Genomic DNA, 24,495 nt, shown 5'->3' with positions numbered 1-24,495 from the left:
CTTGCCGTTCGTGGTTCCAGTGACCGCACACCACCATGACCCGGAGGGCCAGACACATGAAGCTCCTGCTGACTGACAGTGGAGTCACGAACCCGAGCATCCACGCGGCACTCGTCGGGATGCTGGACAGGCCGATCGCCGAGTCGCGGGCCCTGTGCATCCCCACTGCGATGTACGGACACCCCATGGCAGGCCCCGGCACCAGGGCCTGGCAGTTCATCAGCGGGACGTCCGAGAACCCCATGGTCGACCTGGGCTGGAAGTCCGTCGGGGTGCTGGAGCTGACCGCGCTGCCCAGCCTCGACGCAGACCGCTGGGTGCCCCTCGTCGAGGAGGCGGACGTCCTGCTCGTCGCCGGCGGGGACGTCCTCTACCTGGCCTACTGGATGCGGCAGTCGGGGCTGACCGACCTGCTGCCGTCGCTGGAGAAGACGGTGTGGGTGGGGCTGAGCGCCGGGAGCATGGTGATGACCCCCGAGGTCGGCGAGGACTTCATCCAGTGGCGGCCACCGACCGGTGACGTCAGCACCCTGGGCCTCGTCGACTTCTCGATCTTCCCGCACGTCGCTCCCGAGGGCATGCCGGGCAACACCATGGCCGAGGCGGAGAGCTGGATCCAGGGCATCTCCGGTCCGGCGTACATCACCGACGGGCAGACGGCCATCGCGGTCGTGGACGGCGTGGTCGAGGTGATCTCCGAAGGGACGTGGCAGCTCATGACGCGTGACGCTGCCGCCAGCACTGGCCACTGAGCGGTGGCAGATCAGCCAGGCCGCCCCACGGGTACGGCACGCCTCCGTCACCGCGCCGTGTGCCGGGTGTACGCGCCGTCCGTCAGCACCGGCACGACGTCCGATGCGTCGAGCTCTGCAGCGACCGCCACGTCGTCCGGCCACCCCTGCTCGACGAGCTCCCGCCCGCTCGAACAGGCGTGCAGCGCCTCGCCGATCCTGTCCTCGACGGCGAGCCAGGCCGCTCCCGCGGCCGTGGCCTCGGGGCTGAGGAGCAGCGGGCCGCCGCGGTGCTCGAGCCGCTCGGCCAGCGCCGCGACGACGGAGCCGGCGCCCCAGAGATCTTCCACGGCCGGGCGCAGCGAGTCGTCGGGCCAGCGCTCGCCGGCCGGGACCACGACGACGGCCGGCTGGGCGCGGGCGCCGCTCGATGACTCGAGCCAGTCCACGAGCCAGGCCGCGACCGCAGCACGGTTGCGCAGCGAGGCCGCCACGACCTCGGCGCCAGCCTCGGCGAGGACGGCGCTGATCGTCGAGCCGTTCGGGGAGGGCAGCACGAGGTCACTGATGCCGCGGGCCGCGCGGATCGAGGCCGGTGACAGGCTGACCCCGCCATCGACCCGCGTCGCCGAGCGCGGCCGGGCGAGCGTGGCGCCCCGCTCGTCGGCGAACACCAGCGCCGACTCGTCCTTCCAGCGGAAGGGATGCACGCGGAGGCCAGCATCGACGGCGACCGAGACGCACGTCGTGAAGCTGAGGACGTCGACGACGACCGCGCAGACCGGCGATCCTGCCGCGACGGCATACGCCGTCAATGCCTGGGCCGCGCCCGGACCCCAGTCGAGGCGGACCACGTGGCGGTCCTGCGAGTGCCAAGGCCTCATGCCCCCAACCTACGGCTGGGCGCGCGAGGTCCCGGAGACGACTGACGTCGGTGCCGTCGTGGACGTCGTGGACGTCGTGGCCGTCGAGGACGTGGGCGACGGGCGCGGGGGCGGCTGAAGGCGCAGATCACCCGCCTCGTGCAGCGTCACGAAGCCGCCGATGACCAGCAGTGCGGACGCCGTCAGGGTCACCACCGCGGCGCGCCGCGATCCGCTGACCGCGGTATCGGTGCGCTGTCCCATGTGCCCCTTTCGTCGGCCCGGCGACCCGTACCTTACGCCCCGTTGGCAACAGCGGACGTCGGAAGAGGCGGTGGCATCAGCGGGCGTCGAGCTCGCGCACGAGGTTCTTCGGGGCCGTGAGGCGATACGACGCGTCGACGATCTCGGACACCTCCAGCCAGTCGACGTCCTCCGGGCTGCCGCAGGCGCGCAGGTCCAGCCCCACCCAGCCTGAGGGGCCCAGGTAGGCAGGATCGTAGAACCGCTCGTCCCCGAGCAGCGCCGGTCGCTCGGCGGAATCGGGCAGCACGATGACCGACTGTCGGTGCGGCTCCGGGTCGACGTCGCCCTTCACCGTGCCGCCGTACGTCACGAAGACCTTCGAGGTGAAGAAGGTCGGGCGTCCGTGCGACACCTTCTCGTCGGCGCCGGGAAGGGCGAGGCAGATCTCGCGGACCCGCCGGAGGTAGGGGTCGGTGCCGTCGAACATCTGCGGGTGGTCCATGAGGCCACCGTAGGCGCGAGTCAGGCGCTGCAGGCGCCTCCGCAGCCACCGGCGCCGCAGCCACCACCGCAGCCGCCGGCCACGACGGGCTCGGGCACCTCGTGACGGGTGGCCCAGGCCGTGTCGAGCGCTTGCGTGAAGACCTCGACCGGCTGGGCGCCGGAGACGCCGTACTTGCGGTCGAGGACGAAGAACGGCACCGACTCGATGCCGAGCATCTTGGCCGTCGCCTCGTCGCTGCGGACGTGGTTGCCGTAGTCGTCCGACTCGAGCATCGCGCGCACGACGCCCTCGTCGAGGCCGATCTCGGCGGCGAGACGCACGAGCACGTCGCGGTCGCCGACCGCGAGGCCGTCGGTGAAGTAGGCCCTCATGAGCCGCTCGTGGGCGGCGTCGGCAAGGCCGTGCTCGGCCGCCAGATGGACGACGCGGTGCGCGTCGAAGGTGTTGCCGTAGCGGGCCTGCTCCCAGTTGAAGTCCAGGCCCAGCTCCGCCGCGGCCTGGGCCATGGACCGGTGCTGCGCGACCGCCTGGTCCGGGGTCGTGCCGTACTTGGCGGCGACGAGGTCGACGAGGGGGAGGTCGGACACGGGCGCTGCGCCGCGGTCGAGCTCGAAGCTGTGCCACGTCACCTCGACGTCGTCGGCGTGCTCGAACTGCGCCAGCGCAGCCTCGAGACGACGCTTGCCGAGGTAGCAGAACGGGCACACGATGTCGGACCAGATGTCGATCTTCACGGTCGTGCAACCTACCCGGGCGCGCCCGTGTTCCCCGCATCGCGCGAGGTGCTCGTCACCCCCGGATGCGAGGGCGTATGCCGTTCAGCTCGCTCGTGCGACCCGGTGCAGGATCGCCGTGGCGGACTCCGCGTCGCGGGTCTCGGGCAGCCAGTGTCCTGCGTCGAGCTCGACGAACTCGTAGTCGGCACCGACGTGCTCCCGGGTCAGCTCGGCGGCGGTGCGGCCGAGGAACGGGTCGCGGGAGCCCCAGACGTAGGTCGTCGGCACCTCGACGCGGTGTGCCCCGACACCCGAGTGCCGGGCCGCCCGGTACCAGTTGACCGGCCCGGTGAGGGCGTCGGCGTGGGCCAGCCGGACGGCATACCTCCTCCGGTCCTCCGCCGGCAGCCCGCTGCGGTTCAGGAGGGAGTGGAAGGTGGCTGCCACCGCGTGCTCGGGGACCCACGGCACCTGGAAGGCGGCCATGTACCAGGACCTCCGCTTCTGGTCGATGCCGGTCTTCCAAGCCCGCGACATGGCGGCCGGGTGAGGGGTCGACAGGACGGTCAGGGACGCGATGCGGGTCGGCTGGTTGCCCGCGACCAGCCAGGCGATGGCGCCACCCCAGTCGTGGCCGACGAGGTGGACCCGCTCGCGGCCGGTCGCGTCGATGAGCGCGAGGACGTCGGCGACGAGCTCGTCGAGGCGGTAGGCGTCACGGTCGGACGGCCGCGCCCCGGGGGAGTAGCCGCGCTGGTCGGGGGCGAGGGTGCGCAGCCCGGCCTCGTGCAGCCGCGTGGCGACCCGGTCCCAGCTCGTCCGGTCGGTGGGGAAGCCGTGGAGCAGCACGACGACGTCGCCGCCCAGTGGGCCCTCGTCGGACACGTCGAAGCGCAGCCCGTCCCGGCTGAAGGTCGTGATCCGTTCGTCGAGCGATGCCATGCCCCCATCCTGCCCGGCGTGCCGGGGCCACGTCCGGTCAGGGACGTCCCCTAAGTGGCAATCCCGAGGCGGCGCCACATGGGCGCGACCTACTGTTGGAGTCATGCCCGAGGTTTCCGACCAGCGCATCCAGCCCGGCGCCGGCCGGGTCTGGTGGCACCTGTCGCGGACCGGGCTGCTCTTCGGCGCCGCCTACTTCCTCACCTCGACCGCCCCGAGCCTGCTCCCACGGACGTGGTACTACCAGGGCCTCATCAGCGGGCTGTGCGCGGCGGCCGGCTACGGGCTCGGCGTACTCGTCGCCTGGGTCGTCCGGCGGGTGGCCCGGCTCATCGACCTGCGCGTCACCGTCGGCGTCGAGGCCAGGCACTGGCTGCTCGTCGCCGCGCCGGTCTTCGGCGCGGTTGCCGTCCTCGGGCTGACCGTGGCCAACGTGCGGTCCCAGGCGCGCACGGCGGCTGTCGTCCGGCTGGCCCCGCTCGACCCCCTCGACTGGGCGATGGCGCTCGCGCTCGCCGCCGTCGTCGCGGTGCTCTTCCTCGCCGTCGCCCGGGGGCTGCGGGGGGCGACGCACCAACTGGCGCAGGCGGCGGGCCACGTGCTCCCCAAGACGATCGCGACGGTCATCGCGGTCCTCGTCGTCGCGCTGGCCACGGCATGGGTCACCGACAGCGTCCTCTTCCATCGCGGCATGCAGGCCTTCGCGGGGATCGCGGCGCAGGTCAACACCGCCCCGACCGGCCGGACGGCACCGACCTCGCCACTGCGTTCCGGGGGCCCGGGCTCGCTCGAGCCCTGGGACAGCCTCGGCTACCAGGGCCAGATGTTCGTCACGAACGCACCGACGGCGGCGCAGATCACCGCGGCCACGGACCGCGGCGCCATCGAGCCGATCCGGGTCTATGCCGGACGCACCGGGGACCGGACGGTCGCCGGTGTCGCCGACGCCGTCGTCGCGGAGCTCCAGCGCACCAAGGCCTTCAACCGTCGGGTGCTCGCCGTCTTCACGACGACGGGCACGGGCTGGGTCGACGACTGGTCGGCGCAGTCGATCGAGTACCTCAGCAACGGCGACAGCGCCATCGCGGCCATGCAGTACTCCTACCTGCCGAGCGCCATGTCGATGATGACCGACCGTGACACCCCGCGCGAGGCGGGCCAGGCGCTTTTCGACAAGGTGTATGCCGTGTGGCGCACGCTGCCCGCCGACCACCGCCCGCAGCTCGTCGTCGGCGGCGAGTCGCTCGGGGCCTACGGCGGGCAGGCGGCGTTCGCGAACGCCGACGACATGCTGGCTCGCGCGCAGGGCGGCGTGTGGGTGGGCACCCCGAGCTTCACCGACATCGCGGCGTCGCTGACGGCGCGGCGCAACGAGGGCTCGCCCGAGATCGTGCCGGTCGTCGACGCCGGCCTGCACATCCGCTTCGCGGCGAGCGGTGACCAGCTGACCCACGACTCCTACGGCCGCGACTACGGCGCATGGGACTTCCCACGCTTCGTCTACGCCCAGCACGCCTCCGACCCCGTCGTGTGGTGGAACCCGGCCCTGCTCGGCGCCGAGCCCGACTGGCTCCGGGAGCCGCGCGGCCCCGACGTCAACCCCGACATCACGTGGATCCCGTTCGTCACGTTCTGGCAGCTGACCACCGACATGGCCGTCGGTCACGACCCGCCGGACGGGTACGGCCATCGCTACGGACCCGAGCTCGTGCCGGCCTGGGGCTCGGTACTCGGCGGCTCGCCGACCGACGACTACTCACGGCTCGTCGCGGGCATCGAGAGAACCGTCAACCGCGTCGAGTGACGCGGCGTGACCAACGCCTACGCTCGAGCCGTGCCAGCGCAGCGTTTCCACGGGCAGATCGCCGGTGTCGGGTCGTCCTCCGGCGTCCGGGTGGTCGTCGGGTCGTGGACCCGGACTCCGCTCGGCTCGTTCGGCGATGCCATGGTCGAGACGGCCGACGGCCACCGGGTGCTCGTCGCGCCGAGCCGCGAGGTGGCGGCGTTCATCGAGGCGACCTACGCCTTCGACGAGGTGCGTCTCGAGCCGATCACCGTGACCTCCGGCCGGACGAGCTGGCACGTCGAGTCCCCGTCGCTGCTGCTCGACCTCACGGTCGGTGGGCGTCTGCCGCTCGGCCGGCTGCTGCGGGCCGTGCCCGTGCGCGTTGCGTCGAGCCCGGTCTGGGCGACCGTCGTGGACCCGGTCGCGCGGATCGTGCTGCGGGGCGTACGGACCCGCGGCACAGCGCTCGCGGGGCGACGGGAGTACTACGGCGCCACCGACCTGCACGCCGTGACGGCCCTCGCCGGCAGCTTCGACAGCCAGCCCCTGGGCGCGCTCGCCGCCGTCGACCCGCCGTGCCGGTTCGGCTTCTCGTCGACGCCGCCCCGTCCCTCCGTCACGAGCGTGGTGACGACGGTGGTCACGGACGCGGCCGCCCGCGGGACTCAGACCGGGGCGGACCCGAACCGGGCCACGTAGTGCCAGACCCGCTTGAGGGACTGCTCGTCGTGCCGGCCCTCGCGTGACGCCGCGCCGATGAGCTGTGGTGTGACGACCCCGTCCTCGGCGAGCGACTCGCCGAGGGCGACGAACTCCGGGCCGCGGTAGTCCGGGTGGGCGCGCAGGGTCGCGACGTCGAGGCGGTAGCCCGGGTGCCACTCGACGGGGACGCCGAGTCGGAGTGCCTCGGACTCGACCTCGGTGCCGCGGTAGCCGGGGTCGAGCACGATCGCCTCGACGTCGGTGGCGAGGTGGAGCACGCCGTGGACGTGGGCCTCGACGTAGTCGTCGAGGAGGTCGTGCCCGGCCTCCCGGGCCATCTCACCGAGTGCGAAAGCCGTTGCCGTGCCGAAGTGCTCGGGCTCGAAGACGCTGTCGGGGAAGCAGAAGGTCGTGCGCTCGAGGGTGTGCGCGGCGAGGCGCACGTGGGCTGACCCGAAGCGTGGTGCGGCGCCGTACGGACGGCGGTCCAGGTCGAGACCGCCGTACTTGGGGCGGAGCGCCGGCTCGACGTCGTCGTAGGCGCCCCCGAAGATCCGGCTCTCCCAGCGCCACCGGTCGCCGCCGGGGTGGGCCGTCAGCCCGCCGTTGCTCGTGCCGGTCTCGAACTGGGAACGGTAGATGCCGTCCCGTGCCATCAGCGCGAGGATCGGCTCACCGCGCACGAGCCGGTCCGGGTGGAAGTTCAGCGTGACGCGCAGCGTCGGGTCGAGGGGCGGCCCCGACGAGAGCCCGCGCACGTGCGCCAGGGCGCGGCGGACGGCATACGCACGCTCGGTGGTCTGGTCGGCGGTCACGCGGTGATTCTCACAGCCGCGGGGCGGCTTCGCGTCCGCGATGGCCGTCCGAGCGGGTAGGACTGGGGAATGGGCACCATGATCGACTTCCCCGAGCACGACCTCACCGCATACCGCGCCGACCCGAGCGGAGAGCCGCGCGGCGCGGTCGTCGTCATCCAGGAGATCTGGGGCCTGGCCGACCACATCAAGGACGTCACCGACCGCGTCGCCGCGCAGGGCTACGTCGCCGTGGCGCCCGACCTGCTCGGCCACGTCGGGCTGACGCCGGAGGTCGGGGCCCGCATCTTCGACCTCATGTTCAGCTCGTCGGAGGAGGACCGTCTCGCTGCGCAGCCGCAGATGCGCGCGGCGACGACGCCGGCGCGGCAGCCCGAGTTCGCGGCGTGGGCGGTGCCGGCCCTGCGGGCGGTCGTGGACCTGCTCGTCGACGAGCCGGGTGTGGCGGGTCGGGTGGGCGTCGTCGGCTTCTGCTTCGGTGGGACGTATGCGTTCGCCCTGGCGGCCGCCGACCCGCGGCTTCGTGCGGCCGTGCCCTTCTACGGCAACTTCCCGGAGAACGCCGACCCTGCCACCATCAGCTGCCCCGTCCTGGCCTTCTACGGCGAGGAGGACCACGGCATCACCGACGGCGTCCCCGAGCTGGAGTCCCGCATGGAGCAGGCCGGTGTCGATTTCACGGCGAGGGTCTACCACGGCGTCGGGCACGCCTTCTTCAACGACACCTCGCCGTCGAAGTACAACGCCGAGGTCGCAGCCGACGCGTGGGAGCGGACGCTCGCCTTCTTCGACGAGCACGTGACGCCGTGAACGCCGGCGCCGTGGGGTCAGACGACCCGGGCCCACTCGTCCTGGGCCCGATGCTGCGCTACATCGGCGAGACCGACGCGACGGTGTGGGTCGAGACGTCCAGGCCCGGGGTCGTGACCGTCCACGTCGACGGCCGCGAATGGGCGGCTCCGACCTTTGCCGTCAAGGGGCACCACTACGCCCTCGTCGTCGTCGACGCCCTCGAGCCGGGCGGGGCCTGGGACTACGCGGTGCACATCGACGGAGCGCTCGTCTGGCCGGAGCCGGACAGCGCGTTCCCGCCTCCGCGCATCGCCACCATGGACCGCGAACGACCGACCCGGCTGCTCTTCGGCTCGTGCCGCACGACGGTGCCGCACGACCGGGAGGGCCACCGCACCAACGGGGTCGACGCCCTGCGCACCCTGGCGCTCGCCCTCGCCCGCGGTGAGGAGGAGTGGCCCGACCTCGTGGCGTTCCTCGGCGACCAGGTCTACGCCGACGACACGTCGCAGGCGATGCGCGAGTTCATCGCCGCGCGCCGAGACATCGACAAGCCTCCCGGCGAGGAGATCAAGGACTACGAGGAGTACGCCCACCTCTACCAGCTGGCGTGGGGCGACGAGGCCAACCGCTGGCTGCTGTCCACCGTGCCCAGCTGCATGATCTTCGACGACCACGACATCCGCGACGACTGGAACACGTCATGGACGTGGCACGAGGAGATCAACCGCACCTCGTGGTGGCACGAGCGCCTCATGGGTGGGCTGTCCTCGTACTGGGTCTACCAGCACATCGGCAACCTCTCGCCGTCGCAGCTCGCCGACGACGAGATCTACGCCCGGGTGCTCGAGGCGGCCTCCGGTGCGTCCGGCGCGGACCGGGTCGAGGGGAGTGAGCTCGACCTGACCGAGGCCGTCTTCGACCTGGCGCGTCGGACCGACCGGCACCCCGAGGTCTACCGCTGGAGCTATCGCCGCGACCTCGGCGACAGCCGTCTCGTGGTCGTCGACTCCCGAGCGGCCCGGGTCCTCGAGCCACAGCACCGCTCGATGCTCGACCCCGACGAGATGCGCTGGCTCGACGAGCAGCTGAGCGGCGACGTCGAGCACCTGCTCATCGGCACGTCGCTGCCGTTCCTGCTCCCGCCCGGCCTGCACGACCTCGAGGCCATCGACGAGGCGCTCGCCATGGGCAAGCACGGACGCATCGCCGCCCAAGGTGCCGAGAAGGCCCGCCAGTCGATCGACCTCGAGCACTGGGCGGCCTTCAACGACGGTTTCGTCGAGGTCTTCGAGATGGTCATGCAGGTCGCGCGGGGAGAGCGCGGCCGAGCACCGTCGAGCGTCGTCTTCCTCTCCGGCGACGTCCACAACTCCTACGTCGCCGAGGTCGTCGACGCGAAGGCGCGTCACGGGGCGAGCTCGCGCATCGTCCAGGCGGTCTGCTCACCGATCCGCAACCCGATGCCGCGGATGGTCCGGGTCATGATGTCGTCGTTCGCGCGCGGGCTCGTGCGGCCCATGAGGTTCGTGGCCGAGCACTCGAAGCACGTCCCCGAGCCCGCCTACCCCTGGGCGGTCACCGACGGGCCGTGGTTCGACAACTGCCTCGCCGAGCTGACGGTCCAGGGCCGGGACCTCTCGATCGTCTGGCGCGGCGGAGAGATCCGTGACGGCGACGACGCGCACCCGGTGCTGACCACGGTGGCCAGCGTGCGCCTTCCCGGACCGAGCGGGCAGCCGCCGGGGGCGCTCGGGTGGGCCAGCGGCAGCTCCGCGGGGTCGGTCAGCTGACTCGGACGAGCAGGATGCGGTCGTCACCGGGACCCGGGCTCTGGCGGCCGTCGCGGTTGCTCGTGGTCACGAGCAGGGTGTCCGGCCCGACCGCGAGCACGCTGCGCAGCCGGCCGTAACGGCCGACGAGGAAGTCCTGCGGCGCCGCAGCCGTGGCGGTCCCGTCGAGCGGGATGCGCCAGAGGCGTTGTCCGCGCAGAGCGGCCATCCACACCGATCCCTGCGCGATCGCGATGCCGCTCGGGGAGTCCTCGGGTGGTCCCCACTGCGCGACCGGCCCGGTGATGCCGGGAACGTTCGTGCGGCCCTCGGTCTGCGGCCACCCGTAGTTGCGTCCGGGCCGGATGAGGTTGAGCTCGTCCTCGCTGTGGTCCCCGAACTCGGAGGCCCACAGGCGCCCGGCCGCGTCCCACGCGATGCCCTGGACGTTGCGGTGCCCGTAGGACCAGACGAGGGTGCCGAAGGGGTTGCCCGGGGCGGGGCGCCCCGCCGTCGTCATGCGCAGGATCTTGCCGCCGAGCGAGCTCTTGTCCTGCGCGAGCGCCGGCTGCTGCGCCTCCCCCGTCGTCGCGTAGAGGTAGCCGTCGGGACCGAAGGCGATGCGGCCGCCGTCGTGGTGGACGTTGTGCGGGATGCCCGAGACGAGCACCCGGGGCGTGCCGAGCTGCTGGCCCGCCGGTTTGGTCGCGTCCCACGGGATCGCGGCGATCCGGTTGTCGCCCGCCGTCGAGTAGTACGCGTACACGAGTCGGTCGCGCGCGAAGCTGGGCGACACGGCGATGCCGAGCAGGCCGGCCTCGCCCTGCTGGGAGACGTTGGAGACGACCCCGGGCACCGTGCCGACCTGGGTGAGGAGGGCTCTCGCCACGTCGAGGCGGTAGATGCGGTAGCTGTCGCGCGCCGAGACGAGCACCGTGCCGTCAGGCAGGCGGGCCAGACCCCACGGGACGTCGATGCCCGTGGCCGCGGTGCGCACGACGGTCGCGGTCCCGCTGGCCCTGCCGGGGGTCGAGCTGGGTGACGGGCTCGGGGCGGGCGCGGGCGCAGGCGCGGTCGGGGTCGGGGCAGCGATGCGCTGCGTCGCTGATGGGGCCGAGGTGCCGACCGACGACGCCGACGGCGAGGCCGCCGACGGCGGAGTCGTCGGAGCGGTCCGGCTCGAACCGGTGGCGGAGCTCGCGTCGACGCCCCCGCTCGTCGAGGCCGAGCACCCGGCGACCGTGACCAGCCCGAGCGACAGCAGCGCTGCTGCAGCCGTGCCCGCGCCGCGTCCCATCGCGCACCTCCAGTGTGCCGCCGTGGGCCGACGCTACGCGGCCTCCCTGTGGAGCGGGGCCAGAAGCCTTCTCGTCGGGCCCGCGCCGGGTGCATGCTGGTCTGGATGCCGCTCGCCGTGCCATGGTGCCGGACCTCACGAAGGCTCCTCGGCGGATCACGGCGATGACGCGGTGCTGCCGCCGTATCACGACCTTCACGAATCACACTGAAGAATCAGCAGCCAACAGGACTCCCGCGGGAGGTGACCATGGCACGCCGACTCATCGGCAGCACGCGCGCTGGGCGGGTGCTCGCGATTGCTGCTTGCAGCCTGGTCCTCGCCACCGGGTGCACCCGGACGGTGACGCCGCCGCCCGTTCGGGCAACCGGGGGATCGGAGTCCGTCCAAGGCACCGAGTCCGCCACGCAACCACCTACCAGCGCCGACGGAGCCGGCGGTGGTGGTGGTGGGGGTGTGGGGACCGGCGCCAGCGGCGGGGGAGCCGGGAACGGCGGAAGCGGCGGGAGCGGCGGAAGCGGCGCTAGCGGCGCTAGCGGCGGGGGAGCTGCGGACGGCGGGGGCGGCGGGAACCAGGCCGCAGGTTCGCCGATCGACGTCCCGACGATCCCGGAGAAGCACCAGTCCATGGAGGGGCTTCGTGGCACGATCGAGAGCCTTTTCATCGACAAGTGCGGCGGTCAGGACCTCTGCGTGACGCTCGCGTACGGCACCGGCGCGTGCTTCGTCGGCTACGCGCCGGCCGCCCGGGCACCGCGAGGGTCGACGGTCCGGGTGCTCACCGAGTCGCAGGAGGACTGCGACCGAGCCAACGGCCTGGACGGATCCGGATCGGCAACGGACGGAACGACCCAGGGTTCCACCCCCTCCACGGACGTCCCGAGCCCTGGATCGTCGGCTCCCCAGACGGACGTCCCGAGCCCCGGGACAACTGGCTCGGGGGCGAACGGCGGCTCGCAGGGCAACGGACAGCCCGATGGCTCATCAGGGTGAGTCGGAGGACCAGGCGGACATCGAACCCACGCCGGCGGGAACGGCATCCAACCCCCTGCAGGAGCTGCCCACCATCCTGAAGGTCTTCGGCAAGGTGGTCGCTCCGGCGACGCTCATCACCGCCCTGCTCATCTTCTTCGGCTGGTCGCGCACGACGGCCCTCTTCGGCTGGTTCGGGATCGACCCGACGTCGCTCGGCTTCTCGAGCACCGACTACCTCCTGACGAGCCAGGACGGGCTCTTCGTGCCGGGTGTGGTCATCGCGCTCCTCGTCCTCGTGATGACGTGGGTGCTGGGCCTGGTGCGCCGCTCGGGTCGCAGCTCGTTCGTCCGAGCCCCCTGGGTGGCACCCGCCGCCGCCGTGCTCGGAGCCGTGCTCGCCACGAACGGCGTGCTCGGGATCTTCGGTCGCGGACTGCTCGCCGGCAGCCTCGCGGTCGCCCCGCTGTGCCTCGTGGTGGGCGTCACGCTCCTCAGCGTGGCCGGGCACACCGTCCACGCGGAACGCCTCAGCTACTCGGGCGGCGCCGGGATCGCCGAGCTCACGACCCTCACGATCGTCATGGCCATGGCTCTCTTCTGGGCGGCCGGCGACTACTCGGCGGCCGTCGGCCGCGAGCGCGCGGCGGAGCTGGCCAGCTCGCTCGACGAACGTGCGCAGGTCGTCCTCTACAGCGACAAGGCCCTGAGCATCACCGCGGCAGGGGTTCAGACCCTGCGCTGCGGCGGGGAGTCCACGGCATACCGGTATCGCTACTCGGGGCTGGTGCTCCTGCTCAACTCGAACGGGCAGTACGTCTTCCTGCCGACGGGGTGGAACCGGCGGACGGGGAGCGCGATCGCGGTGCCGAAGAGCGACCAGATCCGCCTCGACTACCGCAGCGCCGGATCCCGCCCAGACAGCCTGCCGACGTCGTGCTGACGGCTCCGCGGGTCGTCGTCGGTGGCCGGGAGTCGACACAGGCGACGTTCAGGACGTGCGGCGATCAGGAGGTGCGGGTCGCGAGACGGGTGCTGTCGCGGAGCACAACCGTGGCTGGAAACGGCACGAGTGACGGCGGGTCCCCACGCGCGGCGAGGGCGAGGCGGCCGGCCTCCGCGCCCATGCCCTGCAGGTCGAGGTGGACCGTTGTCAACGACGGCGCCGTATCGCGAAGCGTCTTGATGTCGTCGAAGCCGGCGACACCAACCGCGGACGGCACCGGCACGTTGGCGTCACGGCACGCGGCCAGGACACCGAGGGCCATGACGTCCGAAACCGCAAGGATGCACAGGGGTCCGGCGTCGGTGCCGCGCCCATCGCCGAAGCTCTTGAGCAGGTCCGTGACGCCATCGTATGCGCCGTCACGCGTGAAGTCCGTGACGATGCGGGGGAGGAGCTGGACCCCGTCGCATGCGTCGTTGCCCTTGACATGTCTGCGTACCTCGGCTTCGAAGGCGTCAGCGCGGTCGGTCGAAGTCCGCAGCCACCGGGGACCCGCGACGACAACGAAGCGGCGATGACCCACAGTCAGCAACTCACGCACGAGTTGCATTGCGCCGGAACGGTTCTCGGGAACGACGGCCGAGAATCCCGGTAGGGGCTGACCGACGAGGGCGACGCGTCCACCGTTGTGCTGGTACGCCGTGCACAGTGCGACCAGTCGGTCGTTGGCCGAGGCCGGGGCACTGCGTCGGGACCCGGCGAGAACGATCGCCTCGGTCCGATGAGCGGCGAACGACTCAATGGCCGCGCACTCGAGGTCGGCGTCGCGATAGGTGCAGGCCAGGAGGGTCTGCTTGCCGGCTGCCTGGGAGGTGGCCTGCACGCCGGCGGCAATGGTGGCGAAGTAGGGGTCGTCGATGTCGTGGACGACGAGGCCGACCAGCGCGGTAGACGATCGGGCGAGCGCCTGTGCCTGAGCATTGGGCACGTAGCCGAGCTGCGCCGCAGCGGCGCGCACCCGCTCGGTGATGTCCTCGCGCGGGTGGCGTGACGACCGGTTGAGCACGCGCGACGCGGTGGCCAGGGACACCCCCGCGAGGGTCGCCACCTGCTGAAGCGTCACTGCCACGGTCTCGACCTCCTTGTCGTCTTGGGGAATCTAGGGCATCGAGCCAAACCGTTGACACCCCACGGACACAGACCTACAGTACCGGAAAGCGCTTTCCGCAGCATCTAGGGCTGTACGGCGCCGCAAGGAAGAGAGGACAAGGATGTCTCCCCACGCCGCACTCGACGAGCGGCCCCGGACCGTGACCCGGATCTCGGCGCCCTCGCGCGCCGAGGGCGCACTCGCGCGGAGCCTGGCACACTCCTGGCGCCCGGTCGTCTTCGCCCTCGTCGCCTTCGCGCTGTGGTGGACGACCACGGCCACCGGGTTGCTGCCGCCCTACCTGGTGCCCTCGCCGGCGGAGACGTGGTCGGCCTTCGTCGGCAACCTCGCCTACTTCGGGTCCAACACGTGGGTCACCGTCCTCGAGACGCTGATCGGCTTTGCCATCGCCGTGGTGGTCGGTGAGGCGGTCGCCATCGCCATGGTCTACTCGCCCAGCCTGGAGCGCACCATCTACCCGGTCGTGCTCTTCGCCCAGGTCATTCCGAAGATCGCGATCGCGCCACTGTTCGTCGTCTGGCTGGGCTTCGGGGTCGGGCCCAAGATCATCGTCGCGGTGCTGATGGCCTTCTTCCCGATCGTCATCTCGGGTCTCGCCGGCCTGCGCGACGTGGACCCGGAGGTCCTCGAGCTGACCTCGACCATGGGCGCCGGCCGTGCGAAGGTCTTCCGCAAGATCCAGTTCCCGGCTTCGCTCCCGCAGCTGTTCTCCGGTCTCAAGGTCGCCGCCACGCTTGCCGTCACCGGGGCTGTGGTCGGCGAGTTCGTCGGGGCCAACTCCGGTCTCGGCTACGTCATCCTCCAGGCGAACGGCAACGTCGACACGGCAAGCCTCTTCGTGGCCCTCATCATCATGTCGCTCGTCGGCGTGCTGATGTTCGCGGCCATCCAGCTGATCGAGCGCCTGGTCATCCCGTGGCACGCCTCCCAGCGCGGCCTCGGTAGCAACACCGTCCAGTTCTAGGTCGCACCGCCGCAACTGCGCTGTGACCGCACCACCGCACGAAACCGCGCACCCGGGATGGCCGGCCTTGCCGCGCCGCCCGCATCGCACGCTCACCGACAACGAAGTCAGCAGACTAGGAGTGGTTCCCATGCAGTTCACCCGACGACGCGCGGTGGCCTTCGCCGCCGCCGCGGCCACGGCCCTCGCCCTCGGCGCATGCAGCAACGCGAGCGCAGGTGAGTCGGGAGGGTCCGGCGGCGCCACCGACGTGACCCTCATGCTCAACTGGTACCCGTACGGCGAGCACGCCCCGTTCTACTACGGGGTCGAGAAGGGCATCTTCGCCAAGCACGGGATCAACCTGACGATCAAGCCGGGACAGGGCTCGACCAAGACCGCGCAGGCGGTGGGCGCCGACCAGGTCGACTTCGGCTGGGCCGACACCCCGGCCGTCCTGTCCAACATAGGCAAGGGCGTCAAGATCAAGAGCGTCGGGGTCTTCTTACAGACCACTCCCTCGGCGGTGCAGGTCTTCGCCGACAGCGGCATCAACACCGTGGCCGATCTCAAGGGCCGCACGATCGCCGTGTCTGCCGGTGACGCTCCTACGACCACCTTCCCGATCTTCCTGAAGAAGGCCGGGCTCCAGCCGACCGATGTGAACCAGCAGAACCTGGATGCCGCCGGCAAGATCGCGGCCGTCATCAGCGGTCGCGTGGACGGTCTCATTGGCTTCGCCCACGACCAGGGCCCGACGATCGCGGCCAAGAGTGGCAAGGAGATGCGCTACTTCCGCTACTCCGACGTGGGCTTGAACTTCTACAGCAACGGGCTCATCGCTGCGGACTCGACGATCTCGTCGAAGTCCGACCTCGTCAAGCAGATGGTCGCGGCCACGAGCGAGTCGTTCGCGGCAGCGGAGAAGGACCCCCAGGCTGCTGTCGACGCGATGGCGGGCAAGGACCCGCAGATGCCGAAGAAGGAGGTACTCCTCGACCAGTGGCAGCAGACCATCAAGGTGCTGCACACGAAGAACACCGAGGGACAGGCCCCCGGCGCCGACGCGGACGCGGACTGGGACGCCACGATCCAGGTGCTCTCCTCGGCAGGGCTGCTCGGCTCACCGAAGGAGCGCTCGGCCTACTACGACAACGCCTTCCAGCCGACGGGAAAGTGACGATGTCGGCGACGCTCAGCGCCCGCGCCCGCACGGGCGCAGCCCCCGCCGTGCCCGCGCTCGAGGTCCGCGACGTGCACATCCGCTTCGCCTCCAAGCGCACGGAGGTGACGGCCCTCGAAGGCATCGACCTCACGGTCGAGCGCGGTGAGTTCGTCAGCATCGCCGGCCCGTCGGGCTGCGGAAAGTCGACTCTCCTCAAGGCGGTCGCCGGACTGACGCGCCCATCTCGCGGAGAGGTCGTACTCAACGGGACAACCGTGTCGGGGCCACGCCCCGACATCGGCTACGTCTTCCAGCGCGCGGCGCTGCTCGAGTGGCGCACGGTCGAGGGCAACATCCTGCTCCAGGGCGAGATGCGGGGGATGCCGCGCGACCGGGCTCGTGCCCGGGCCCGCGACCTCATCGCCATGACGGGCCTCGGAGGCTTCGAGGGGGCCCTGCCCCACGAGCTGTCCGGCGGCATGCAGCAGCGCGTCTCGCTCTGCCGGGCACTGCTGCACGAACCAGAAGTCCTCCTCATGGACGAGCCCTTCGGCGCGCTCGACGCCCTGACGCGCGAGCGGATGAACGTCGAGCTGCACCGCATCTGGGAGGAGACCGGCGTCACCGTGCTGCTCGTCACGCACTCGGTGCCGGAGGCCGTGTACCTCGCGAACCGCGTGATCGTCATGAGCCCTCGGCCCGGGCGTGTGCTGCGTGAGCTCCACGTGGCCCTGCCCCGGCACCGCGAGTACGCCCAGACGATGGCCGACCCCGTTTTCCAGGAGCTGACCACCACGGTCCGCGACCTGCTCGGCACTTCCGGCGCGGTCGACTGACCCTCCGCCCCCGCCCAGCACTTCCACGCCGCGCGAGCCCTGCGTCTCCGATCCATTCGGTGGGCGCCGGGCGCTCGCGCGCCGGCCATGACCATCCCGTCCGGCCCCGACCGAAGGACCCACCATGCCCGAGAACCCCAAGTCCCTGCGGATCGCGCTCAACGGCGTGACCGGCCGCATGGGCTACCGCCAGCACCTCGTCCGCTCGATCCTCGCCATCCGTGACGAGGGTGGGCTGGAGATGCCCGACGGCTCCCGTGTCGCGCTGGAGCCGATCCTGCTCGGCCGCAACGCGGAGAAGCTCGCCGGCCTGGCCGCACGCCACTGCGTCAACGAGTGGTCGACCGATGTCGACGCCGTGCTCGCCGACGACAGCGTCGACATCTACTTCGACGCGCAGGTAACCTCGCGCCGCGTCGACGCGCTGACTCGGGCGATGCGGGCGGGCAAGCACATCTATACGGAGAAGCCGACGGCCGAATCGGTCGAGGAGGCGCTGTCCCTCGCGACGGTCGCTCGTGAGACGGGTGTCGTGGCGGGTGTCGTCCACGACAAGCTCTACCTGCCCGGCCTCGTGAAGCTGCGGCGTCTCGTCGACGAGGGCTTCTTCGGGCGGATCCTCTCGCTCCGTGGCGAGTTCGGCTACTGGGTCTTCGAGGGCGACATCCAGCCGGCGCAGCGCCCCAGCTGGAACTATCGGGTGGAGGACGGCGGTGGCATCGCCGTCGACATGTTCTGCCACTGGAACTACGTCCTCGAGGGCATCCTCGGGCCGGTCCGCGCCGTCACGGCCCGCACCGCCACCCACATCCCCCAGCGGTGGGACGAGCAGGGCCGGGCTTACGCGGCGACGGCTGACGACGCGGCATACGGCATCTTCGAGGTCGGCGACGGCGTCATCGCACAGATCAACTCGTCATGGGCCGTGCGGGTGTACCGCGACGAGCTCGTCGAGTTCCAGGTCGACGGCACCCACGGCTCGGCCGTCGCGGGCCTGCACCGGTGCGTCGCCCAACCGCGCAGCGCCACACCCAAGCCGGTGTGGAACCCCGACCTGCCCGAGACGCAGTCATTCCGCGACCAGTGGATCGAGATCCCCGACAACGCGGCCACGGTGAACGGATTCCGCGCGCAGTGGGAGGAATTCCTCCGCGACGTCATCGCCGGACGGCCGCACCGCTACGACTTCCTGTCCGGTGCTCGGGGCGTGCAGCTGGCGGCGCTCGGGCTCCAGTCCTCCGTGACGGGGCGTCGCCTCGAGGTGCCGGAGCTCTCGGCATGACCCGCGTCCTCCTGCCCACCGAGGCGGGCGGCCGCCGCGTCCTCGAGCTAGCCGGGCCACGTGACTGGGTGCGGCCGGAAGCGCCGATCACCTCGCGCGTCGCGTATGCCGCAGCGCACGTCGTGCCCCACGTGTTGGCCGACAGCACGCCGGGCGCACCGGCCGACGTCGACTGGGACGCGACCCTCGAACTGCGTCGTGACCTCTGGTCGTGGGGACTTGGCGTAGCGGAAGCCATGGACACGGCGCAGCGCGGGATGGGCCTGGACTGGGCGGCGACCCGCGAGCTCATCGAGCGCTCGGCGGCCGAGGCTCAGCGCCTGGGTGGCCGGATCGCCTCCGGGGCCGGCACCGACCAGCTCGACCTCGCCCGGGCCACCCGGGACCGCGACGGGCTGCGTGCGGTCACCGCCGCCTACACCGAGCAGGTCAAAGTCGTGGAGGCGGCGGGCAGCGGTGTGATCGTGATGGCGTCCCGCGCCCTGGCGCGCGCCGCGACCTCGTCAGCCGACTACCTCCGTGTCTACGAGGAGGTGCTCGATGCGGCGTCCGGGTCGGTCATCCTGCACTGGCTCGGGGACATGTTCGACCCCGAGCTCGCCGGCTACTGGGGCAGCCGCGACCTCGAGATGGCCACCGACGCGTTCCTCGAGCTCGTGACCCGCAACGCGGCACGTGTCGACGGGGTGAAGGTCTCCTTGCTGGAGGCCGACCACGAGCGGCGCCTGCGTCGGGCCCTGCCCGAGCGGGTCCGCCTCTACACCGGCGACGACTTCAACTATCCCGAGCTCATCTGTGACGACGAGGAGGGGGTGCACTCCGATGCCCTCCTTGGCATCTTCGCGGCCATCGCCCCGGCCGCCTCCACGGCGCTCCAGGCCCTGGACCGCGGCGACGACGCCACGGCGCGAGAGGTCCTCGAGTCGACCCGGGCACTCGGCCGGCACGTCTTCGCCGCCCCGACGCGGTTCTACAAGACCGGGATCGCCTTCCTCGCATGGCTCAACGGCCGGCAGCCCGGCTTCCAGATGGTCGGCGGCCTCGCGACCGGCCGCTCCGTCCTGCACCTCGTTCGAGCGCTGGAGCTCGCGGAGCAGGCCGGGCTCGTCGCCGAGCCGGAGCTCGCGGCACGCCGCGTCACAACGTGGCTGGCCAGCAACGGCTGGGAGGCGTCATGAGCCAGGCCTCGACAGCCTCGATCATCGACGCGAAGCCCAGCGCAGCGGACCGACTCTCGCTCAACACCATGACGACGCAGCGGCTCTCGTTCGACGAGGCCGTCGACCTCGCGCTGCGCCTCGACGTCCCTGCGCTGGGCCTGTGGCGCGACAAGGTCGAGGTGACCGGGCTCGAGGTGGCGGCCCGCCGCCTGCGTGAGACCGGCCTGCGCGCGTCGTCGCTGTGCCGTGGCGGTTTCTTCACCGCCGCGGACCGGGACGGGATCGCCGCCGCCGTGGCCGACAACCGGCGCGCGATCGACGAGGCGGCGGCGCTGGGGGCTCCAGAGCTCGTCATCGTCGCCGGTGGGCTGCCCGACGGCGACCGGGACCTCCTTGCCGCCCGTCAGCGGGTGGCCGACCGGATCGGCGACCTCGCGCCGTATGCCGCCGTGCAGGGCGTGCGCCTCGCGCTCGAACCGCTGCACCCGATGTTCGTCGCCGACCGGGCAGTGATCTCGACGCTCGAGCAGGCCCTCGACCTCGCCACCGACCACGACCCGGCATCGGTCGGCGTCGTTGTCGACACGTTCCACGTCTTCTGGGACCCCGCGGCCGAGGAGATGGTCGCGCGCGCCGGACGCGAGGGCCGGATCAGCTCGTACCAGGTGTGCGACTTCAACCTGCCCATCCCAGAGGGAGCGCTCCTCGCCCGCGGCATGATGGGCGACGGCCACATCGACTTCGAGCGGTGGACGCGGGCCGTGACAACAGCCGGCTACACCGGCGACGTCGAGGTGGAGATCTTCAACGCCGACATCTGGTCGCGCAACCCGGTCGATGTCGTCACGCAGATGCAGGCCCGGTATGACGAGCTCGTCGCCCCGTGGCTCTGACCGCGTGCCCGTGACGCGGGACCGCCCCTTGCGGGTCGTCATCGCCCCCGACTCCTTCAAGGGCAGCGCCACTGCGCCGGAGGTCGCGGCCGCCATCGGTCGCGGCTGGCGCCGGGCGCGGCCGGCGGACGTCGTCGTAGAGGTCCCCATGGCCGATGGCGGCGAGGGCACGCTCGATGCGGTCCTTGCCTCGGAGTGGGCCACCCTTCACACCGAACCGGTGCCCCTTCGCGGAGGCGGCGTGCACCTGGCGCGCTGGGCGATGGTCGGTGACCGGGCCGTTGTCGAGTTGGCCGAGTGCTGCGGCCTGCCCCTACTGGGGATCGGCGACCCTGGCGGTGCCAGCACCGATGCGCTCGGGCGGGTGCTCGCCGCGGCGCTCGAGGCAGGGGCCGCCGAGGTGACCCTCGCCGTCGGGGGTTCGGCATCGACCGACGGCGGCAGCGGCGCCCTGCGGCGGCTCGGGGCCAAGGTCCTCGACGCCGCCGGCCGTGAGGTCCCCTCCGGGGGTCTGGGCCTGTCGTCGGCTGCCACCGTGGACCTGTCCGGGATGCGGCCGGCGCCGGTGCGGGGTGTGACGATCCTCTGCGACGTCACGGCGCCGCTGCTCGGACCGCCGGGGGCGGCATACGTCTTCGGGCCCCAGAAGGGAGCGTCTCCGACGCAGGTGGTGGCCCTCGACCGCGCGCTCGCCCGCTGGCACCGCCTCCTCGGCGGCGACGCGGAGGCGCCGGGGGCCGGCGCCGCCGGCGGCACGGCATACGGGTTCGCCACCGTGTGGGGCGCGCGGCTGCGTCCTGGCGCGGTCGCTGTCGCGAACCTTCTCCGCCTGCCTGACGCCCTGGCCGGGGCAGACGTCGTGGTGACCGGCGAGGGCCGCTGGGACGAGCAGTCCCTGACCGGCAAGGTGACCGGTCACGTCCTCGAGAACGTGGCGGCAACCAAGGCGCTGGGGTTGGTCGTGGCCGGCGACCTGGCCGCCCCCCTGCCTCCTGGGGTGGACGGCTGGTCGCTAGTCCGGTCAGCCGGCGGACTGGAGGCTGCCCGACGCGACGCCGTCCGGTGGCTTGAGCTCGTCGCCGAGCAGGCCGCAGAGTCGGTCCGGGAAATGTTTGTCGAGGTGGAACAAACGCCATAGGTCCGAAGTTGAGTCTGGTGAGCGCAAGATTTGCGAGTCCTGTTTTGACAATCACGCCAGGACCGGAGCAAATTGAGCGAGGACCTGGTTTCACCAGACCACCAGCAACAGACGATCTCCACCTAGATCTCCCAAGGAGTCACCCATGGCACGTGCGGTCGGAATTGACCTCGGAACCACCAACTCGGCCGTCTCCGTCCTCGAGGGCGGCGAGCCGAGCATCATTGCGAACGCCGAGGGCGGGCGCACGACGCCCTCCGTCGTCGCCTTCTCCAAGAACGGGGAGGTGCTCGTCGGTGAGGTCGCCAAGCGCCAGGCCGTCACCAACGTCGACCGGACCATCCGCTCGGTCAAGCGCCACATGGGCACGGGCTGGAAGTCGGCCGAGATCGACGGCAAGACCTACAACGCCCAGGAGATCAGCGCGCGCATCCTGCAGAAGCTCAAGCGCGACGCCGAGTCCTACCTCGGTGAGACCGTCACCGACGCCGTCATCACCGTGCCCGCCTACTTCGACGACGCCGAGCGCCAGGCCACGAAGGAGGCCGGTGAGATCGCGGGCCTCAACGTCCTGCGCATCGTCAACGAGCCCACCGCGGCCGCGCTGGCCTACGGCCTCGACAAGGGCAAGGAGGACGAGCTCATCCTCGTCTTCGACCTCGGTGGCGGCACGTTCGACGTGTCCCTCCTGGAGGTCGGCAAGGATGCCGAGGACGGCTTCGCCACGATCCAGGTGCGTGCCACCAACGGCGACAACCACCTCGGCGGCGACGACTGGGACGACGTCATCGTCCAGCACCTCATCACCCAGGTGAAGAACAAGACGGGCCAGGACCTGTCCAAGGACAAGATCGCGATGCAGCGCCTGCGTGACGAGGCCGAGCGCGCCAAGAAGGAGCTCTCCACCGCGACGAGCACCAACATCTCGGCGCAGTACATCTCGATGACGCCCGAAGGCCCGATCCACCTCGACGAGAACCTCAGCCGCGCGCAGTTCGAGCAGATGACCAAGTCGCTCCTCGACCGCACCAAGGCGCCGTTCCACAAGGTCATCGAGGATGCCGGCATCAAGGTCGCCGACATCGACCACGTCGTGCTCGTCGGCGGCTCCACCCGCATGCCGGCCGTCAGCAGCCTCGTCAAGGAGATGACCGGCGGCAAGGAGCCCAACAAGGGCGTCAACCCCGACGAGGTCGTCGCCATGGGCGCGAGCCTGCAGGCCGGTGTCCTCAAGGGTGAGCGCAAGGACGTCCTGCTCATCGACGTCACGCCGCTCTCGCTCGGCATCGAGACCAAGGGTGGCCTGTTCACCAAGCTCATCGAGCGCAACACCGCGATCCCGACGAAGCGCTCGGAGATCTTCAGCACCGCCGACGACAACCAGCCGTCGGTCCTCATCCAGGTCTTCCAGGGTGAGCGCGAGATCGCCCAGCACAACAAGTCGCTCGGCACCTTCGAGCTGACCGGCATCGCCCCCGCCCCGCGTGGCGTTCCCAAGATCGAGGTCACCTTCGACATCGACGCCAACGGCATCGTCAACGTCTCCGCCAAGGACCAGGGCACCGGCAAGGAGCAGAAGATGACGATCACCGGCGGCTCGGCCCTGTCCAAGGAAGAGATCGACCGCATGGTCAAGGACGCCGAGGCCCACGCCGAGGAGGACCACAAGCGTCGCGAAGAGGCCGAGGTCAAGAACCAGGCCGAGCAGCTCGTCTTCTCGACCGAGACCTTCCTCAAGGAGTCGGGCGACAAGGTCCCGGCCGACGTCAAGACGCCGGTCGAGGAGTCGCTCGCCGACCTCAAGGCGGCCATCGCCGAGGGGTCCGAGGCCAGCGCCGACGACATCAAGGCCAAGGTCGAGAACCTCAACACGAAGTCCCAGGCGATGGGCCAGGCGGTGTACGCCTCCGAGCAGGCTTCCGCCAACGCCGCGGGTTCCGCTGGGGCGCAGGACGGTTCGCCCGCCAGCGAGTCCGCCGGCGCGTCCCACGCTGACGAGGACGTCGTCGACGCCGAGGTCGTCGACGACGACGAGGCCAAGGACGCCAAGTGACCGACTCCGGGGTCCACGGCACGTCCGGCGAGCAGCCCGACGTGACCGCCACGGGCGCGGAGGGTGCCGGCGACCACGCCGCCGGCACCCCGCCCCGGGGCGGTAACGCCCCGGACGAGCGCCACCACACCTACTACGAGGGCGGCCCGGGCGCCTCGTCCGAGCCGGGTGGTGAGGACGAGTTCGACCACGCCGCAGGCGAGTCCGGCCACGCCACCGAGTCATCCGAGGCCACCGAGCCCAGCGACTCCGGTGAGTCGGAGGGACTCGCCCTCGCCGAGGAGGACACCATGGCAGCGACGCTGCTCGCCGACCTGCAGCGACTGCAGGCCGAGTACGTCAACTACAAGAAGCGCGTCGACCGCGACCGTGAGGTCATCCGCCACACCGCGGTCGGCAGCGTCGTCGAGTCGCTGCTGCCGGTGCTGGACGACATCCACATGGCCCGCCAGGCCGGTGACCTCGCCTCCGGGCCGTTCGCGTCCATCGCCGAGAAGCTCGAGGCCACGCTCGGCCGCTACGGCGTCGAGCGCCTGGGCGAGGCGGGGCAGGAGTTCGACCCCAACGTGCACGAGGCCCTCATGCACGTCGAGGCGGAGCTCCCCGAGGGTGCGACGGGAACGACCGTCGTGCAGGTGCTCCAGCCGGGCTACCGCATCGGCGACCGACTCGTTCGGGCCGCGCGGGTGTCGGTGGCCGACCCTGCCTGAGACGTCCGCCGCCGGGCTGCCTGCGCAGCCCGGCGGCATACCCGATGATGGGAGCAGCG

At 71.4% G+C, this 24,495-nt stretch carries 22 protein-coding genes; 15 read left to right on the top strand and 7 right to left on the bottom strand.

The window, feature by feature from the left end; genetic code table 11:
* Window positions 1–56: 56 nt before the first annotated feature.
* Complete coding sequence (locus AB4030_RS01235) at window positions 57–752, top strand: Type 1 glutamine amidotransferase-like domain-containing protein (protein ID WP_442277351.1); 696 nt, start codon at window positions 57–59, stop codon at window positions 750–752.
* 47 nt (window positions 753–799) lie between these two features.
* Here the strand turns inward: AB4030_RS01235 and AB4030_RS01230 are convergent, their stop codons facing one another.
* From AB4030_RS01230 to AB4030_RS01215, 4 genes are all read right to left on the bottom strand, one after another.
* A complete protein-coding gene (locus tag AB4030_RS01230) occupies window positions 800–1,615 on the bottom strand; it encodes a 2-phosphosulfolactate phosphatase (RefSeq protein WP_442277350.1) in 816 nt (271 codons plus the stop codon).
* 319 nt (window positions 1,616–1,934) lie between these two features.
* A complete protein-coding gene (locus AB4030_RS01225) occupies window positions 1,935–2,342 on the bottom strand; it encodes an MmcQ/YjbR family DNA-binding protein (protein WP_442277349.1) in 408 nt (135 codons plus the stop codon).
* A gap of 20 nt (window positions 2,343–2,362) precedes the next feature.
* Complete coding sequence (locus AB4030_RS01220; RefSeq protein WP_442277348.1) at window positions 2,363–3,079, bottom strand: DsbA family oxidoreductase; 717 nt, start codon at window positions 3,077–3,079, stop codon at window positions 2,363–2,365.
* An 84-nt stretch (window positions 3,080–3,163) separates the two neighbouring features.
* On the bottom strand, window positions 3,164–4,003 hold the full coding sequence (locus tag AB4030_RS01215; protein ID WP_442277347.1) for an alpha/beta fold hydrolase: 840 nt from the start codon (window positions 4,001–4,003) through the stop codon (window positions 3,164–3,166).
* A 103-nt stretch (window positions 4,004–4,106) separates the two neighbouring features.
* Here AB4030_RS01215 and AB4030_RS01210 point away from each other — a divergent pair, with 103 nt between their 5' ends.
* Window positions 4,107–5,807, top strand: coding sequence for an alpha/beta hydrolase (locus AB4030_RS01210; protein WP_442277346.1), 1,701 nt, complete (start codon window positions 4,107–4,109; stop codon window positions 5,805–5,807).
* Between the two features lie 30 nt (window positions 5,808–5,837).
* Window positions 5,838–6,488: a hypothetical protein gene (locus AB4030_RS01205; RefSeq protein WP_442277345.1), complete on the top strand. Its 651-nt coding sequence runs from the start codon at window positions 5,838–5,840 to the stop codon at window positions 6,486–6,488.
* Here AB4030_RS01205 and AB4030_RS01200 read toward each other — a convergent pair.
* Window positions 6,455–7,306, bottom strand: coding sequence for a DUF3626 domain-containing protein (locus AB4030_RS01200; protein ID WP_442277344.1), 852 nt, complete (start codon window positions 7,304–7,306; stop codon window positions 6,455–6,457). The two genes, AB4030_RS01205 and AB4030_RS01200, sit on opposite strands and share 34 nt — an antisense overlap.
* A 69-nt stretch (window positions 7,307–7,375) precedes the next feature.
* On the opposite strand from AB4030_RS01200, the gene AB4030_RS01195 reads away from it, so the two are divergent.
* Window positions 7,376–8,116 (top strand): dienelactone hydrolase family protein, encoded by a 741-nt coding sequence (locus AB4030_RS01195; protein WP_442277343.1) that lies wholly within the window; start codon window positions 7,376–7,378, stop codon window positions 8,114–8,116.
* Window positions 8,113–9,891: an alkaline phosphatase D family protein gene (locus AB4030_RS01190; RefSeq protein WP_442277342.1), complete on the top strand. Its 1,779-nt coding sequence runs from the start codon at window positions 8,113–8,115 to the stop codon at window positions 9,889–9,891. The genes AB4030_RS01195 and AB4030_RS01190 overlap by 4 nt, the downstream gene beginning before the upstream one ends.
* Here AB4030_RS01190 and AB4030_RS01185 read toward each other — a convergent pair.
* Window positions 9,884–11,167, bottom strand: coding sequence for a PQQ-dependent sugar dehydrogenase (locus AB4030_RS01185; RefSeq protein ID WP_442277341.1), 1,284 nt, complete (start codon window positions 11,165–11,167; stop codon window positions 9,884–9,886). The genes AB4030_RS01190 and AB4030_RS01185 overlap by 8 nt on opposite strands.
* A 976-nt stretch (window positions 11,168–12,143) precedes the next feature.
* Between AB4030_RS01185 and AB4030_RS01180 the strand changes: the two genes are divergently transcribed.
* Window positions 12,144–13,082: a hypothetical protein gene (locus AB4030_RS01180; protein ID WP_442277340.1), complete on the top strand. Its 939-nt coding sequence runs from the start codon at window positions 12,144–12,146 to the stop codon at window positions 13,080–13,082.
* Between the two features lie 64 nt (window positions 13,083–13,146).
* Here the strand turns inward: AB4030_RS01180 and AB4030_RS01175 are convergent, their stop codons facing one another.
* Window positions 13,147–14,214, bottom strand: coding sequence for a LacI family DNA-binding transcriptional regulator (locus AB4030_RS01175; RefSeq protein ID WP_442277339.1), 1,068 nt, complete (start codon window positions 14,212–14,214; stop codon window positions 13,147–13,149).
* A 142-nt stretch (window positions 14,215–14,356) separates the two neighbouring features.
* Between AB4030_RS01175 and AB4030_RS01170 the strand changes: the two genes are divergently transcribed.
* The 9 genes from AB4030_RS01170 to AB4030_RS01130 all read left to right on the top strand — a co-directional run bounded on the left by AB4030_RS01170 (window position 14,357) and on the right by AB4030_RS01130 (window position 24,436).
* Window positions 14,357–15,220, top strand: coding sequence for an ABC transporter permease (locus tag AB4030_RS01170; RefSeq protein ID WP_442277338.1), 864 nt, complete (start codon window positions 14,357–14,359; stop codon window positions 15,218–15,220).
* 130 nt (window positions 15,221–15,350) lie between these two features.
* Entirely contained in the window at window positions 15,351–16,379 is a 1,029-nt protein-coding gene (locus AB4030_RS01165) for an ABC transporter substrate-binding protein (RefSeq protein ID WP_442277337.1), read from the top strand.
* A gap of 2 nt (window positions 16,380–16,381) precedes the next feature.
* Window positions 16,382–17,200 (top strand): ABC transporter ATP-binding protein, encoded by an 819-nt coding sequence (locus AB4030_RS01160; protein ID WP_442277336.1) that lies wholly within the window; start codon window positions 16,382–16,384, stop codon window positions 17,198–17,200.
* A gap of 124 nt (window positions 17,201–17,324) precedes the next feature.
* On the top strand, window positions 17,325–18,482 hold the full coding sequence (locus AB4030_RS01155) for a Gfo/Idh/MocA family protein (protein ID WP_442277335.1): 1,158 nt from the start codon (window positions 17,325–17,327) through the stop codon (window positions 18,480–18,482).
* A complete protein-coding gene (locus tag AB4030_RS01150) occupies window positions 18,479–19,660 on the top strand; it encodes a dihydrodipicolinate synthase family protein (protein ID WP_442277334.1) in 1,182 nt (393 codons plus the stop codon). Before AB4030_RS01155 ends, AB4030_RS01150 begins: the two co-directional genes overlap by 4 nt.
* Complete coding sequence (locus tag AB4030_RS01145) at window positions 19,657–20,535, top strand: sugar phosphate isomerase/epimerase family protein (RefSeq protein ID WP_442277333.1); 879 nt, start codon at window positions 19,657–19,659, stop codon at window positions 20,533–20,535. The genes AB4030_RS01150 and AB4030_RS01145 overlap by 4 nt, the downstream gene beginning before the upstream one ends.
* Window positions 20,536–20,545: 10 nt before the next feature.
* Window positions 20,546–21,673, top strand: coding sequence for a glycerate kinase (locus AB4030_RS01140; RefSeq protein WP_442277332.1), 1,128 nt, complete (start codon window positions 20,546–20,548; stop codon window positions 21,671–21,673).
* Between the two features lie 145 nt (window positions 21,674–21,818).
* Window positions 21,819–23,726: a molecular chaperone DnaK gene (dnaK, locus tag AB4030_RS01135; protein WP_442277331.1), complete on the top strand. Its 1,908-nt coding sequence runs from the start codon at window positions 21,819–21,821 to the stop codon at window positions 23,724–23,726.
* On the top strand, window positions 23,723–24,436 hold the full coding sequence (locus AB4030_RS01130; RefSeq protein ID WP_442277330.1) for a nucleotide exchange factor GrpE: 714 nt from the start codon (window positions 23,723–23,725) through the stop codon (window positions 24,434–24,436). The genes dnaK and AB4030_RS01130 overlap by 4 nt, the downstream gene beginning before the upstream one ends.
* Window positions 24,437–24,495: the final 59 nt, after the last annotated feature.

Origin of the sequence: Terrabacter sp. 2YAF2, assembly GCF_052114705.1 — a bacterium.
In the GTDB taxonomy this organism is placed as follows: domain Bacteria; phylum Actinomycetota; class Actinomycetes; order Actinomycetales; family Dermatophilaceae; genus Terrabacter.
Note: the sequence above shows the minus strand (reverse complement) of the source record. Positions and strands in the feature narration are given on the sequence as shown.